The sequence below is a fragment of the Pseudomonas sp. MWU347 genome, assembly GCF_017947305.1.
In the GTDB taxonomy this organism is placed as follows: domain Bacteria; phylum Pseudomonadota; class Gammaproteobacteria; order Pseudomonadales; family Pseudomonadaceae; genus Aquipseudomonas; species Aquipseudomonas putida_A.
The window spans coordinates 20,112-34,260 of record NZ_JAFGZB010000018.1 but is presented as its reverse complement, the minus strand read 5'-3'; the positions used below and the strand labels follow the sequence as shown (position 1 = coordinate 34,260).

At 61.1% G+C, this 14,149-nt stretch carries 14 protein-coding genes and 1 tRNA gene; 5 read left to right on the top strand and 10 right to left on the bottom strand.

Translation table 11 applies throughout. From position 1 onward, the window contains the following. Window positions 1-39: 39 nt before the first annotated feature. From KCG87_RS26805 to KCG87_RS26790, 4 genes are all read left to right on the top strand, one after another. Window positions 40-987, top strand: coding sequence for a dihydrodipicolinate synthase family protein (locus KCG87_RS26805; protein ID WP_134786176.1), 948 nt, complete (start codon window positions 40-42; stop codon window positions 985-987). Between the two features lie 58 nt (window positions 988-1,045). Then, complete coding sequence (locus KCG87_RS26800; protein WP_210559179.1) at window positions 1,046-2,623, top strand: aldehyde dehydrogenase (NADP(+)); 1,578 nt, start codon at window positions 1,046-1,048, stop codon at window positions 2,621-2,623. Window positions 2,624-2,625: 2 nt separating this feature from the next. Continuing rightward, a complete protein-coding gene (locus KCG87_RS26795; RefSeq protein ID WP_210559178.1) occupies window positions 2,626-3,891 on the top strand; it encodes an FAD-dependent oxidoreductase in 1,266 nt (421 codons plus the stop codon). Window positions 3,892-3,959: 68 nt separating this feature from the next. Next, entirely contained in the window at window positions 3,960-4,928 is a 969-nt protein-coding gene (locus KCG87_RS26790; protein ID WP_210559177.1) for a Dyp-type peroxidase, read from the top strand. A gap of 27 nt (window positions 4,929-4,955) precedes the next feature. Here KCG87_RS26790 and KCG87_RS26785 read toward each other — a convergent pair whose 3' ends face one another. From KCG87_RS26785 to mug, 7 genes are all read right to left on the bottom strand, one after another. Next, window positions 4,956-6,944: a U32 family peptidase gene (locus KCG87_RS26785; RefSeq protein WP_096796873.1), complete on the bottom strand. Its 1,989-nt coding sequence runs from the start codon at window positions 6,942-6,944 to the stop codon at window positions 4,956-4,958. 217 nt (window positions 6,945-7,161) lie between these two features. Then, complete coding sequence (locus KCG87_RS26780; protein WP_007969250.1) at window positions 7,162-7,542, bottom strand: RidA family protein; 381 nt, start codon at window positions 7,540-7,542, stop codon at window positions 7,162-7,164. Between the two features lie 172 nt (window positions 7,543-7,714). Next, window positions 7,715-7,789 (bottom strand) — tRNA-Gln (locus KCG87_RS26775). Window positions 7,790-7,926: 137 nt separating this feature from the next. Continuing rightward, window positions 7,927-8,310, bottom strand: coding sequence for a DUF1801 domain-containing protein (locus KCG87_RS26770; protein ID WP_210559176.1), 384 nt, complete (start codon window positions 8,308-8,310; stop codon window positions 7,927-7,929). 24 nt (window positions 8,311-8,334) lie between these two features. Next, the gene (locus KCG87_RS26765; RefSeq protein WP_098968374.1) at window positions 8,335-8,730 is read right to left on the bottom strand and encodes a hypothetical protein; all 396 of its coding nucleotides are present in this window, start codon (window positions 8,728-8,730) and stop codon (window positions 8,335-8,337) included. 174 nt (window positions 8,731-8,904) lie between these two features. Next, a complete protein-coding gene (locus KCG87_RS26760; RefSeq protein WP_098968373.1) occupies window positions 8,905-9,246 on the bottom strand; it encodes a hypothetical protein in 342 nt (113 codons plus the stop codon). A 375-nt stretch (window positions 9,247-9,621) separates the two neighbouring features. Next, window positions 9,622-10,143, bottom strand: a complete 522-nt coding sequence (gene mug / locus KCG87_RS26755) for a G/U mismatch-specific DNA glycosylase (RefSeq protein ID WP_210559192.1) — start codon at window positions 10,141-10,143, stop codon at window positions 9,622-9,624. An 86-nt stretch (window positions 10,144-10,229) separates the two neighbouring features. On the opposite strand from mug, the gene KCG87_RS26750 reads away from it, so the two are divergent. Then, complete coding sequence (locus tag KCG87_RS26750; RefSeq protein WP_210559175.1) at window positions 10,230-11,174, top strand: LysR family transcriptional regulator; 945 nt, start codon at window positions 10,230-10,232, stop codon at window positions 11,172-11,174. A 45-nt stretch (window positions 11,175-11,219) separates the two neighbouring features. On the opposite strand, the gene KCG87_RS26745 is transcribed toward KCG87_RS26750, so the two are convergent. From KCG87_RS26745 to KCG87_RS26735, 3 genes are all read right to left on the bottom strand, one after another. Further along, window positions 11,220-11,471 (bottom strand): DUF2790 domain-containing protein, encoded by a 252-nt coding sequence (locus tag KCG87_RS26745; protein ID WP_098968370.1) that lies wholly within the window; start codon window positions 11,469-11,471, stop codon window positions 11,220-11,222. A gap of 370 nt (window positions 11,472-11,841) precedes the next feature. After that, complete coding sequence (locus tag KCG87_RS26740) at window positions 11,842-13,110, bottom strand: DUF1479 domain-containing protein (protein ID WP_134786168.1); 1,269 nt, start codon at window positions 13,108-13,110, stop codon at window positions 11,842-11,844. Window positions 13,111-13,227: 117 nt separating this feature from the next. Continuing rightward, window positions 13,228-14,100 (bottom strand): AraC family transcriptional regulator, encoded by an 873-nt coding sequence (locus KCG87_RS26735; protein WP_134786167.1) that lies wholly within the window; start codon window positions 14,098-14,100, stop codon window positions 13,228-13,230. Window positions 14,101-14,149: the final 49 nt, after the last annotated feature.

Here is a 14,149-nt window from a genome sequence, read left to right as displayed (position 1 = left end):
TTCTAACGATCCGAATGAATGTCCCGAGGAGCTACAACAATGAGCGATAACATCTTCACTGGCTGCATTCCCGCGCTGATGACTCCGTGCACCGCCGCGCGCAAACCTGACTTCGACGCACTGGTGGCCAAGGGTCGCGAGCTGATCGATATCGGCATGAGCGCGGTGGTTTACTGCGGCTCGATGGGCGACTGGCCGCTGCTGACCGAGGCCGAGCGTCAGGAAGGCGTAGCGCGTCTGGTGGCCGCCGGGGTTCCGACCATCGTCGGCACTGGCGCGGTCAACAGCCGTGAAGCGGTGTCCCACGCTGCACATGCGGCGAAAGTCGGTGCCCATGGCCTGATGGTGATTCCGCGCGTCTTGTCCCGTGGTGCTTCGGCCACCGCGCAAAAAGCCCACTTCGCCGCGATCCTCAACGCCGCGCCGAACCTGCCGGCGGTGATCTACAACAGTCCCTACTACGGCTTCGCCACCCGCGCCGAGCTGTTCTTCGAACTGCGCCGTGAACACCCGAACCTGATCGGCTTCAAGGAGTTCGGCGGTGGCGCCGACTTGCGCTACGCCGCCGAAAACATCACCTCGCAGGACGATGCCGTGACCCTGATGGTCGGTGTCGATACCCAAGTGGTGCACGGTTTCGTCAACTGCAACGCCACTGGCGCGATCACCGGCATCGGCAACGCCCTGCCCCGCGAAGTGCTGCAATTGGTGGCGCTGAGCAAGCAAGCGGCCAAGGGCGATGCCAAGGCCCGACGTCTGGCGCGCGAACTGGAAGCGGCGCTGGCAGTGTTGTCGTCGTTCGATGAAGGCTGCGATCTGGTGCTGTATTACAAGCACCTGATGGTGCTCAACGGCGACCATGAGTACGCCCTGCACTTCAACGAAACCGACGCCTTGAGCGATGCCCAGCGCCGTTACGCCGAGACCCAGTACGCGCTGTTCCGCCAGTGGTACAAAAACTGGTCCGCCGAACAGAACCTCGCCTGATCGCAGTCCCTGCCCCGGTGTGATGCCGGGGCTTCACCTCTTTTATCAAGGAAGCGTCATGACTCTGACAGGCCACATGCTGATCGGCGGCCAAGCCATTGCCGGCAGCCGTGAAGCGATCCATGCGATCAACCCCGCCACCGACGCAGTGCTGGAACCGGCCTATGCCGGTGGCACTGCAGAACATGTCGAACAGGCCTGCGCACTGGCGTGGCAAGCGTTTGATCGTTATCGCGAGACCTCCCTGGAGGCGCGCGCCGAATTTCTCGAAACCATCGCCAATGAGATCGAAGCCCTTGGCGATGCGCTGATCGACCGTGCCGTGGCCGAAACCGGCCTGCCACGCGCCCGTATCCAGAGCGAACGCGGACGCACTTGCGGGCAATTGCGCACCTTTGCCCGCACAGTGCGTGCTGGCGAATGGCTGGACGTTCGCGTCGATCAATCACAACCACAGCGCCAGCCGCTGCCACGTTCTGATTTGCGCCAGCGGCAGATCGCGCTGGGGCCAGTGGCCGTGTTCGGCGCCAGCAACTTTCCGCTGGCGTTCTCGGTGGCAGGCGGTGACACCGCTTCGGCACTCGCCGCCGGCTGCCCGGTGATCGTCAAGGCGCACAGCGCGCATCCCGGCACCAGTGAACTGGTCGGCCAAGCGCTGACGCGTGCAGTGAAAAAATCGGGTTTGCCAGACGGCGTGTTTTCGCTGCTGTTCGGTTCGGGCAATGAGGTCGGCATCGCCCTGGTCAGCGATCCGCGCATCAAGGCTGTGGGCTTCACCGGCTCGCGCAGTGGCGGTCTCGCCCTGAGCCAAGCGGCGCAGGCACGGCCGGAGCCGATTCCGGTGTACGCGGAAATGAGCTCGATCAATCCGGTGCTGCTGTTTCCCGCAGCGCTTGCTGCTCGCGGTGAGGCGTTGGCGCAGGGTTTTGTCGCCTCGCTGACTCAGGGTGCCGGGCAGTTCTGTACCAATCCCGGGCTGGTCATCGCTCACCAAGGGCCGGCGCTGGACAGTTTCATCGCCACCGCCGCCGAAGGGGTCCAGCGCAGCCCGGCGCAGACCATGCTCACGCCGGGGATTTTCCGCGCCTATGCAAGCGCCGTCGCCGCGTTGGCCGAACATCCGCAGGCGCAACACGTGGCGAGCGGTCTAGCGGCTGAAGGCCCGAACCAGTGCCAGACGCAATTGTTCATGACTCAGGCGCAGGACTTCCTCGCCGACGCACGCCTGCAAGGTGAAATCTTTGGTGCCGCATCACTGTTCGTACAGTGCGCCAACGACGATGAAATCCGTCAGGTCTGCGAACACCTCGAAGGCCAGTTGACCGCCACCCTGCACCTGGATGACGCCGATCTGGATCAAGCCCGGGCCTTGTTGCCGACACTGGAACGCAAGGCCGGACGTCTGCTGGTCAACGGCTGGCCGACGGGGGTCGAGGTGTGTGACGCGATGGTGCATGGCGGGCCGTTCCCGGCCACCTCGGATTCGCGCAGCACCTCGGTCGGCACGGCGGCGATCCTGCGCTTCCTGCGTCCGGTGTGTTATCAGGATTTCCCCGACAGCCTGCTGCCGCAGCCGCTGAAACAGGCAAATCCGCTGCAGTTACGACGCTTGCTCGACGGCCAGAGGGAAGCCTGAACATGCCCGACAACCTCACAACGGACAACGCCGACATCGCGGTGATCGGCGCCGGCATCATCGGCGTCGCCTGCGCTCTGCAACTGGCGCGTCAGGGTAAACGGGTGGTGGTCATCGACAAGCAGCCGCCCGGTCATGGCGCCTCGTTCGGCAACGCCGGGCATCTGGCCACCGAGCAGGTGTTTCCGATTGCCGATGCGTCGATCCTCAAGCGCCTGCCGGCAATGCTGATGGACCCGATGGGGCCGCTGCGCCTGGACTGGAAGTACCTGCCGCGCGCTTTGCCGTGGTTCAGCCGATTACTGCTGAACCTGCGCCCGGCGCCGTTTCAGCGCACCGTGGCCGGTTTGCGCGCGCTCAACGAAAGCAGCCTCGACGCCTGGAAGCGCCTGCTGCACAGCATCGCCCACCCCGACCTGCTCAAGGAGGACGGCTCGCTGTTAGTGTTCGAGCGCGCCGAATCGCGACCCGCCGTCGAAGCCTTGCAGGCGCGCATGCGTCAGCAACAGGTGCCGGTGGATTTCTGGTCGGCCAGCGCCGTGCGAGAAAGCGCGCCGCAGCTCAGCGAACAGATTCAGGGCGGATTGTTCTACCCGCGCACCGGGCATTTTCTCGACCCGTATCAGGTGGTATGTGAACTGGTGAGCGCGGCCAAAACGGCCGGCGTGCAGTTCTTCCAGCAGGAGGTTCAGGGCGGCCAGTTGCAGGCGCATGGCATGTCGCTGATCACCGATCAGGGACGTTTCACCGCGCGGCAGGTGCTGATCGCCTGTGGCGCGCATTCGGCGAAGCTCACCACTGCACTGACCGGTAAACGCGTGCCGCTGGACACCGAACGCGGCTATCACCTGATGTTGCCGCATGAGCAAGGACGCCTGCCGTTCGCCGTCACGTCGCTGGAGCGCAAGTTCATCATGACGCCGATGGCCGGCGGCTTGCGCTTGGCCGGCACCGTTGAGTTCGCCGGTCTGGAGCGCCCGCCGTTTATGGAACGCGCCTGGCAGTTACACCGTTTGAGCAAGGGCTTATTCCGCCGTGATTTGAACGCTGAAGACGCGACGCCGTGGATGGGCTTTCGTCCGTCGCTGCCGGACTCGCTGCCGATCATCGACAAGGTCTGCGACGGCAAGGTACTGCTCGCGTTCGGTCATCAGCATCTGGGGCTGACTCAAGCTGCGATTACCGCAGAGATGGTCGCGCATCTGGTGTCACCCTCAGCGAACTCCGGCTTGCCGGCACTGGATGCCTATCGACTCGGTCGCTTCTGAGATATCGATGAAACGTTTTTGGTTTCATACTGAGCGCCGACCTTGGCCCCGCGCATATGGAACCGACTATGACTTCATCAATGGATACCCAGACACCCGAGCCACAAGCAATCTGCAACCCGATCACCAGCAGCGCGATCTTCATCGTCGCCACGCTGCTGCCCGGCAGCGACGCCGCCAGTCAGGTGCGCGGCTGGTGCGGCGACATCGCCGCCCTCACCCGTTCGGTTGGCAAACGCGTGCCCAGCGGCAACCTGTCGTGTGTCTGCGGGTTCAGCGCCAGCGCCTGGGACGCCCTGTTCGGTAGTCCGCGCCCGGCCTCACTGCATCCATTCCGCGAATTCGGCGTCGAGGGCCGCCGTGCCGTGGCGACCCCGGGCGACATCCTGCTGCACATCCGTGCCGATCAGATGGACCTGTGTTTCGAACTGGCAACGCAGCTGTGCAGCGCACTCAATGGCGCGATCACGGTGGTGGATGAGGTGCAGGGTTTCCGCTACTTCGACATGCGCAGCATCATCGGTTTTGTCGATGGAACCGAGAACCCGGTGGGCCGCAAGGCAAACCATTTCACCCTGATCGGCAACGAAGACCCGGCGTTCGAATCCGGCAGTTATGTGCTGGTGCAGAAGTACCTGCACAAGATGGACGCTTGGAATGCGTTGAGCGTGGAGGCTCAGGAGAAGGTGATCGGCCGCACCAAACTGGCCGACATCGAACTCGGTGAGGAGGTCAAGCCGAGCAACTCCCACAGCGCCCTGACCACCATCACCAAGGACGGTCAGGAGCAGAAGATCCTGCGCGACAACATGCCGTTCGGTCGTCCGGGGGTTGGCGAGTTCGGCACCTATTTCATCGGTTACGCGCGCTCGCCGGAACCGATCGAGCAGATGCTGGAGAACATGTTTGTCGGCAAACCCGTCGGCAACTACGACCGTTTGTTGGACTTCAGCACCGCAGTCACCGGGGGGTTGTTCTTTGTGCCGTCAGCCGACCTGCTCGAAGAGCTGGCGGAGCGAGAGCCCGAGCAGGCGTGACACCGTAGCGCCACGCCCGCCCGTCACTCAGTGTGGCGCGCGCGGGATGGTTTTCAGCAGGTCTTCCGGGCTGATGTGGCCGACCACACTGCCCGGTTGCGGCATGTTGAGGATGTGGCCTTTCATCTTGCCGATGATGTGCATCTCGCACGGCTTGCAGTCGAACTTCAGGGTCAGCACTTCGTCGCCGTGAATCAGCTGCATCGGCGCGACCTTGGTGCGCACACCGGTCACGCCCTTGGCCTGTTTCGGGCACAGGTTGAACGAGAAACGCAGGCAGTGCTTGGTGATCATCACCGGCACTTCACCGGCCTCTTCGTGCGCCTCGTAGGCCGCATCGATCAGCTTCACGCCATGACGGTGATAGAAGTCGCGCGCCTTCTGGTTGTAGACGTTGGCCAGGAACGACAGGTGCGACTCCGGGTACACCGGCGGTGGCGTGGTTTCAGCCTTGCGGCTGCCACGCGGATGCGCCGCGACACGGGCGGCCGTCAGGGCTTCGATGACTTCACGGCGCAAGGCCTTGAGCTGCGAGTTCGGAATGAAGAACGCCTGCGGTGCATCAAGTTTGATGTCGGTGGCGTGGTACTGGGTGGTACCGAGCTGACCGAGCAGATCCTGCAATTGCTCCAGCGCCTGCTCCGGCTTGTTGGCCACACCGAACGGGCCGTTGAGGGTCACACTGGCGCTGATCCCCTCTTCACTGGTCGCGGTCACTTCCAGCTGTTCTTCACGCAGACGTGCGACCCAGCTCAATGCGATACGACGCTCGGCAGAGGTCTTCTGCAGCGCCTGTTGCCAGTTGTGGTCGAGGTTGCGGTTCAGCGGATGATTCGGCCGCAGCTTGTACAGGCCTTCGGGCATTTCGTTCGGCTCGACGCGGTAGCGATAGCGCTTCTCGCCGTCTTCTTCGAACTCGCCCTTTGGCTCGGCGATGTTGGCGCGGAAACCCACGACTTCACGCTTGACCAGCACGTTGAGGCCGTCGCCGTTGGACAGCGGCTCCTGCGTCACCACCTGCATGTCACGCTTGCCGACTTTCTCGACGGTGCCCACTGGCAGGCCGGTGAAGGTCGGCGAATCGAACGCGCCGATGTCGATCTTGCGATCGGTGACGAAGTAGTCGGTGCTGCCACGGTGGAAAGTCTTTTCCGGGTCCGGCAGGAAGAAGTGCGCGGTACGGCCGCTGGAAGCGCGGGCCAGGTCCGGGCGGTCTTCGAGCACGTCGTCGAGGCGCTGGCGGTAATAGGCGGTGATGTTCTTCACATAGCCCATGTCCTTGTAGCGACCTTCGATCTTGAACGAACGCACACCGGCCTCGACCAGCGCGCGAATGTTGGCGCTCTGGTTGTTGTCCTTCATCGACAGCAGGTGTTTTTCGTAGGCGATCACCCCACCCTTTTCGTCTTTCAGGGTGTACGGCAAACGGCAGGCCTGCGAGCAGTCGCCACGGTTGGCGCTGCGCCCGGTCTGCGCGTGGGAAATGTTGCACTGCCCGGAGAACGCCACGCACAGTGCGCCGTGAATGAAGAACTCGATGGCGGCATCGGTTTCGTCGGCGATGGCGCGGATTTCTTTCAGGTTCAGCTCGCGGGCCAGTACCAGTTGCGAGAAACCGGCCTGATCAAGGAACTTCGCCCGCTCCAGCGTGCGGATGTCAGTCTGGGTACTGGCATGCAGCTCGATCGGCGGGATGTCCAGTTCCATCACGCCCAGATCCTGGACGATCAGCGCGTCGACACCGGCGTCGTACAACTGGTGGATCAGCTTGCGCGCCGGCTCCAGTTCGTTGTCGTGCAGGATGGTGTTGATGGTGGTGAAAATGCGCGCGTGATAACGGCGGGCAAACTCCACCAGCTCGGCGATTTCGCTCACCTCGTTGCAGGCGTTGTGGCGCGCGCCGAAGCTCGGGCCACCGATGTACACGGCATCGGCGCCGTGCAGGATCGCCTCGCGGGCAATCGCCACGTCACGGGCGGGGCTGAGCAATTCCAGATGATGCTTGGGCAAGGACATAGTTTTTTTAGTCAGGCTGTCACGGTTAAGGCGCGCATTGTAGCCGCGAAACGCCCGAGCGGCACGCCTGTGCTGCCAAGTGGCAGATGACCTCGCTCCAATCCGACACGAGAGTCTCCTGTAGGAGTGAGCCTGCTCGCGATGATGGTGGCACAGTCAACGTTGATGGTGGCTGATTTACCGCTATCGCGAGCAGGCTCACTCCTACAGGGGGCGGTCAGGCCTTGGCGGCCATTGCGGTGACTTCCACGCGCATGCCTTCCACCGCCAGCGACGCCACGCCCACAGCGGCGCGCACCGGCCATGGTTTGGCGAAGAAGCGCTTGTAGACTTCGTTGAACGCCGCACGATCGGCCATGTCGGTGAGGTAGATGGTCAGGTGCATCACGCGATCCATCGAACTGCCGGCCCGCTCCAGCGCCACTTTCAGCGCCTGCAGGGTGCATTCGCTTTGCTGGGTGATGTCGCCCAGCTCCAGACTGCCGTCGGCGCGGGTCGGGATCTGGGTCGAAACCAGAATGCCGTTGAAACCGACAACGTCGGAGGAAATCGAATCTGCATCCGGATCAGGGGTGAAGCTGAGGTCTTGATTAGCCATGAAAGTCTCTTGTCTGGAGAGATTGAGGGTCGCCGGCCAACAACCCGCCGGGACTTTCGCGCGGGCAGTTTACATCAGTCCCCCGCTCCGGCTCAGGCAACTGTCAGCCCCAGCCACAAATCGCGCGCATAAAAAAACGCCAGCCCTTTCGGACTGGCGTTTTTTCTGAATATGGCAGGGGCGGCTGGATTCGAACCAACGCATGGCAGGATCAAAACCTGCTGCCTTACCGCTTGGCGACGCCCCTGTATCTCAAGCTCTGTAACAAGCTCTGCGAGAATGGGCCGCAATTTACCAACCTTTTTTTGATCTGGGAAGCCCTGAGTGCAAAAAAATTTGTTTTAAAACAGCCAGTTATTTCTGAGCCGAGGCAAACGGTGCGATTCACTTCGACAAATTCAGCGCAATCGCCTCGCGAATCAGCGCTTGCAAGGCCTGTTCATCGACCTTGTCGCCCTCATGAAAATCAATCGCCCGGCGGGTGTTGCCCTCAAGGCTGGCGTTGAACAATCCCGCCGGATCGGCCAGCGCCGCGCCCTTGGCGAAGGTCATCTTCACCGCCGCCTTGTAGGTCTCCCCGGTGCAAATGATCCCGCCCCGCGACCACACCGGAACGCCGCGCCACTTCCACTCCTCCACCACCTCGGGATCGGCCTGGTGCATGACCTTGCGAATCTCGCCGAGGACGGCACCACGCCAATCGGCCAGTTCGGCGATTCGAGCGTCGATGAGTGCCGAGGCGTCGGTGGGTGGTATTTCGGATTTCATGGCAAGTGTTCTCTTCGATGTGGTTTACAAGCCGATTTGCTTGAGCCCCTCACGCATCCCTTGATCCGCTTGCTCGCACCATTGCTTGAGGCTCAGATCCGGCGGCAGGTTGCCTTCCAGGCTCTTGTATTGACCGTCGGCCAACACTTCGCCCTTGCGACCGCGACCTTCGTTCTTGTCGCCATCGGCCTTGTCGAACTCGCCCGGCATATTCGCAACGAACGCCACCATCTTGTTGGCGTTTTCAGTGCTATCCGCTTTCAGGTAGCCCTTGTCGACGCAATGCTTGATCAGGCCCGACATGTTGCGACCGCTGTCATACATGCTTTTCAGGGTAGCGGGATCTGGTGCTTCTGCGCGGGCCAGGGAAGAGGCGCCTAAAGTGGCAGCCAGTACGAGGATCACAGCGGTGTTTTTCATGTTTAGTCCTTTAAATAGTATTGAAGAGTGATATCAGGTCATTTTCAAACCACGAGAACGCGATCAATTGCGACTTCATGTTGTCAGCCCTTTGACCCAGCCTCTGATCTTCCAATCTTGATTCACGAGATCAATTAAAACGTGGAACCGGTGGTCAAACGGCTTCAATATTTCTTAATCGGCCATCCAGACATCTCCATAGCCAGCTGTATCGATGATGAAATTTGCGCCGGTGGGCAAACAAAGATAATTCACAGTCTGGGGCAGCATTTCACTCAGGTGGTGAACATGGACAGGCTTGTAAAAATCATCCGCCGCCGAGTACTCACCGCAGTGAATGAACCAACTGATATTGCCGTCCGTAGGCAATTGCACTCTTGTGCCGTAGATAGGCGACTGGCCAAGCGATTCGATAGCAACCGCAACCAGCTCTTCAGGCGGTTGCACAGGCATTCCATATTTACTACAGATTTCTTTCTGCGCTTCGTCCGGATAAACAGCTTCAGGCTTTTGCATTGATCAGATCCCCAGCTTGGTTTTCATACATTTTGAATACGATGATGTATGCCCACCCTGTTTTAGGCCATGGGGATGCTCTTCTACCCTGAAAATACACAACCGACAGGCACCATTGCCTGTCCGGGTGCCTGCTCAGAGATCAAACTCCGTGCCAGCCATCACCTAGCCATTATGGATCAAGGGGTTGGCGGCAATGCCTTTGCGTTTAGGCGTTTAAAATTTCGATAAACAGAAAAAAGTGCGCAAGAAGTTGCGCAGTACTGTGCAACTTCTTGCGCACTTGGCTGGAGGGCACGGTTTATAAGGGTTTGAAGTAGATTCTCGGGTGAAATCCGTGAAACAACTGCGCAACTTTTTGCGCAGTGGTGATGTTTAGATTTTCGACGCTGACGACGCCACTTGCAGTTGACGATAAGCGTCGACCAACTGCTGAAGATTGAACGCGAGGTTCCTCCCGCTCGGGTTCGGCAACACCCACACGTGCGCGCCGCCGAAGGTCCTTGCCTGCGGCCCCCACGCCACCACCTTCTGCCCCGACAACGCCGCATACGCAGACTTGCCGAGAAACGCCACATAGCGCGGCGCATGGCTGCTGATTTTCTGCTCAAAGCCCTGGGCGGCAGCGGCGAACTCTTGCGCCGCCAATTGATCCGCCCGCGCCGTCGGCCGATCGACCACCGCCGTCAAACCGCAGCCAAATTGCAGGAGACTTTGATCGTCCTCCGCCCGCACTTCATGCGGCGTGAACCCGGCCAGATGCAATGTGCGCCAGAAGCGATTACTGCGCCCGGCAAAATGATGCCCCTGCGCCGCCGCGAGCAATCCCGGATTGATTCCGCAGAACACCACCGAAAGCCCCGGCGCCAGAATGTCTTCAAGCCCTTCACCCGCCATGCGCCCGCCCTCATTCGCAAACATTTGCACCACCACCCACGGCAAACCCTAGAATGGCCATCCCAGCCACAGAGCCAAGCACAACGATGGACGTTATTCAGACCCTGCGCTGCTTCGTCGCCGTGGCCCAGAGCGGCAGCTTCACCGCTGCGGCCGACGTGCTCGACACCACCACGACCAACGTCTCCAAAGCCGTCTCCAGCCTCGAAGCCCGGCTGCACACGCGCCTGATCAACCGCACCACTCGCCGCCTCGCCCTGACCGAAGCCGGCGTGCGTTATTTGCAGCGCGCCGAGAAAATTCTCGATGACCTGCGCGAGGCCGATGACGAAGCCGGCACCGCGCAGACCTTGCCGGTCGGGCGTCTGAAGATCCACGCCATGGCCGCCATCGGCAACCACTATGTGATCAATGCGATCGCCCGCTACCGCGAAATTCACCCCACGGTGATGTTCGACCTGACCCTGAGCAATCGCCTGCCCGACCTGCTCGAAGAAAGCTACGACATGTCGATCGTCCTCGCCCGCGACCTGCCGGATTCCGGCTTCGTCGCGCAACGCCTGGGCACTACTTACAGCATCCTCTGCGCCTCACCGGCGTACCTGGCCAAACACGGCCACCCCGCCACACCCGCCGACCTCGCCGCGCACGACTGCCTGCGCATCGTCAACACGGTGATGCCCGCAGACAACTGGGTGTTCGAAGGGCCTCAAGGCATGGAAACCCAGAATATCCCCGACTCACCCTTCCACATCAACACCGCCGACGGCATGGCCACGGCGATCAGAAATGGCATGGGCATCGGCATTCAGCCGCTGGCATCAGCCGTCGAAGGATTAGTGGGAGGAACGCTGGTGCGGGTACTGCCGCAGTACCGCCTGGAGGAATACAACCTGTTCGCGATCTACCCGTCGCGCAAATTCGTCGACGCCAAAATCAAGACCTGGGTGGAGTTCTTGAAAACCGCCATCCCGCAACTGTTGGCATCGGATGAAGACATGGCTGGGGCCAAGCAACTCGCTGATGCTTAGTGCCGCAGACCTGGAGTGTCGACCCTCCAGCACCGGCATCGACCATTAACCGTTAGAGCAACCGCTGCCCATCACTTGGTATTGCACGACGTGTTGCGCGCCGGTTGAGTCGTCATAAGTCATCTGCACCGGCACCGCGCCGCACTGATTGGCAGTGTCGGAGATCGACACCACGTGAGCGATGTCGAGTTGGCTGGCGGAGTTGTACGCCTCGACTTGTGCGGTTTCATCCGCCGCAAAGGCTTGCGCGCCGATACCGCCTAGGGCCAGAAGAAGAGCGATTTTTGCAAGTTTCATGATGTTCACCGTCTCGTGGGGAACCGTGTTTGTTCACGGAGTGGAGACGATGTTAGGGGTTCAAGCGCACGGCAAAAATCGGTCGGCTGGACAAACACTGTGTCCAGAATGGTGATGAATAAGTCCAGACACCGTGGGTGCCCTTTTCGCGAGCAGGCTCACTCCTACAGTGGATTTTGCAGTGCTCACGAATGTTGTGGCGGGCGCAAAACCTGTAGGAGTGAGCCTGCTCGCGATGGCGCCAGCCCAGTCAACAAAGAACCCGAGACGACCGCCAGCGACCAGACAACACAAAACCCATGGCGAGAGGTTTAGCGATACGTCGCACCGTCCCGATGGGCCGCGAATCGGCCCCAAACCCCAAACTCACCTACTCCAACCCAAGCCCCGCACGCCCCATCGAATTCAGACGCTCCACCGGAAAACGCTCCACCCACGCCCGCTCATAATCCTCCCGCGGAAAATCATCCGGCGACGCCCCCTGCTCAAACGCCCTGAACACATCCCGCGCATAGCGCAGATTCTTCGCACACATCGGCGCCGCCGGCACGTACATCACGTTGCCCCAGCCCTGCTGATTCTCCACCGGCGCGACGCTATGGATCACATCGCAATGCCACCAAACCGAATCGCCGGCCTGCACATCCGGAATCGGACTTAGCCCCTCGATCAGCAGCGGATGCCATTGCCGCGATACCGGCAGCACCTTGCCCGGCGCCACCCCACACAACTCGTCTTCGGGCACGTCATCGAGCAGCGGCCGCAGCAGCAGGTACGCCATCGCCGTGGGGATCGGCAGGGTGTGCAGCACGCCTTGATCGGCCTGCATGTCCGACAGCGCAGTCCAGCCCTGAAACGTGCGAAACGCCGAACACTTCACCGTGTCCTTGTAGGCGTATTCATCCACCTCGGTACGAAACGCCGCATCCCACGGGTCGTAGGCCGCGAAGTCGTTGCTGTAGATTTTGTCGAAGACCTTCAAATACGCCGGATGCAGCCAGCGCTCCAGCGCCCCGGAATCGGTGTGCGGGCCAAGGCCTTTCGAGTGCGTGCCCGGCGGACGCCGACGTACCCGATCCGGATACAGCGCGTTGATGTCCGGATTGAACCAGTCCTGACCGTGCGAATGAGTCTTCCACAACCGATTGAGAAACGCCTGCGCCGTGCCCATCCGCTCATGCTGGCGCAACTGCATTTGCGCCGCCGACCAATAGATCGGAAAAATCTCCGGCCGCGACGCCTCAAGATTGCCGAAAAACTGGTCGGCCGGCCCACGGTAAAACGCATCGAACCGGTTCTTGTCGAGGTAATCCAGTAACCCCTGGTCCCACTGCAACACCTGCTCGCGGGGGAAGTGATTGCGGATCACCACGCAACCGCGACGCTTGATCAACGCCAGTTGCTCGGCAGTCACTGTGCCAGCGGCGATGTCAGCGAACTCCAGCACCGGCCAGCCCGACCCGGTCTGCGCCTCCTGGGCTTTGATCGACGCAATCTCGCCGGCAATAAACTCACTGACCTCGGCAAACAGCCCCTGCACATCGCCGATCTGCGCGCGCAAGGTGCGTTTCATTTTGACGATACTTTCGCGGTAATTCTCCGGAAGCGTTGCGCTCTCGAATGCCTGGTATTTGCTCATCGGGGGACCTGCAGACCTTGTTGTTGGTGCAGGTATGGGACCACTTCCGATGGTGTCGGCGGCAGCCTGATTTGCCGCGTCAAGTAATACGATTGTGGCGTTGTAGCGGCGCGCTGCTTACTGAAAGTGATGACCGTGCTGACGACGAAACTCCGAAGGCGTCAGCCCCTTCAACGCCTTGAACTGCCGATTGAACAGCGCCAGCGACGAGTACCCTACTTCGTCGGCAATCAGCGAAACCGTCGTATTCCCCTGCATCAACAACGCACAGGCGTGTCCGACTCTTAGCCGTACGATGTAGTCCAACGCCGTGCAGCGCGTATGACGGCGGAACATCCGATGGAACGCCGACACACTGACGCACGCCATCACGGCCAACGCTGGAATGCTGATGGCCTGGGCGTAGTGACCATGCAAATAATCCAGAACCCGGTGGATGCGCGGGTCTTCAACAATCTGGCTGCCAGCCTGCGAGTCCGACGCAGAGAGGATTCGCCTGGCATCGACGTCCCGCGTCAGTTTGCTCAACACGGTCAACAGCGCGATCAAACGCTCGGCCGGCTCCTGCTCAACCATCGCCTCGATCAGCGGCCGAATCTCCCGCGACGCTGCCGCACTGAAACTCAACGCCTGCCGCGCCGCCACAAGTAATTGCCGCAGCGACCCCATCTCCGGAAACAACGTCACCAGCGACTCCGCCCACGCCGCCGAAAACCAGATCACCAACGCCACATGCGGTTGCCCGGCGTCGACCCGCTCCGCCGACGACCAGCTATGCGGCACATTCGGCCCGACCAGAATCAGATCGCCGTCATCGTAAGCCGCGACGTCATTGCCGATATAGCGATGGCCACGACTGTTCAAGGTCAGCGTCAGTTCGTACTCGGGGTGGTGGTGCCACTCAAACGGAATTGCCCCTGGCAGGCGCCGGTTCAGCAGCGTCCAGGAGGCAGTGGCTTCGGTGGGGATTTTTTCGAAACTGGGTTTCATGGTGGACGATTCTGCTCTGTGGCGTGGGAGGCACGCCCCGATCGTATCA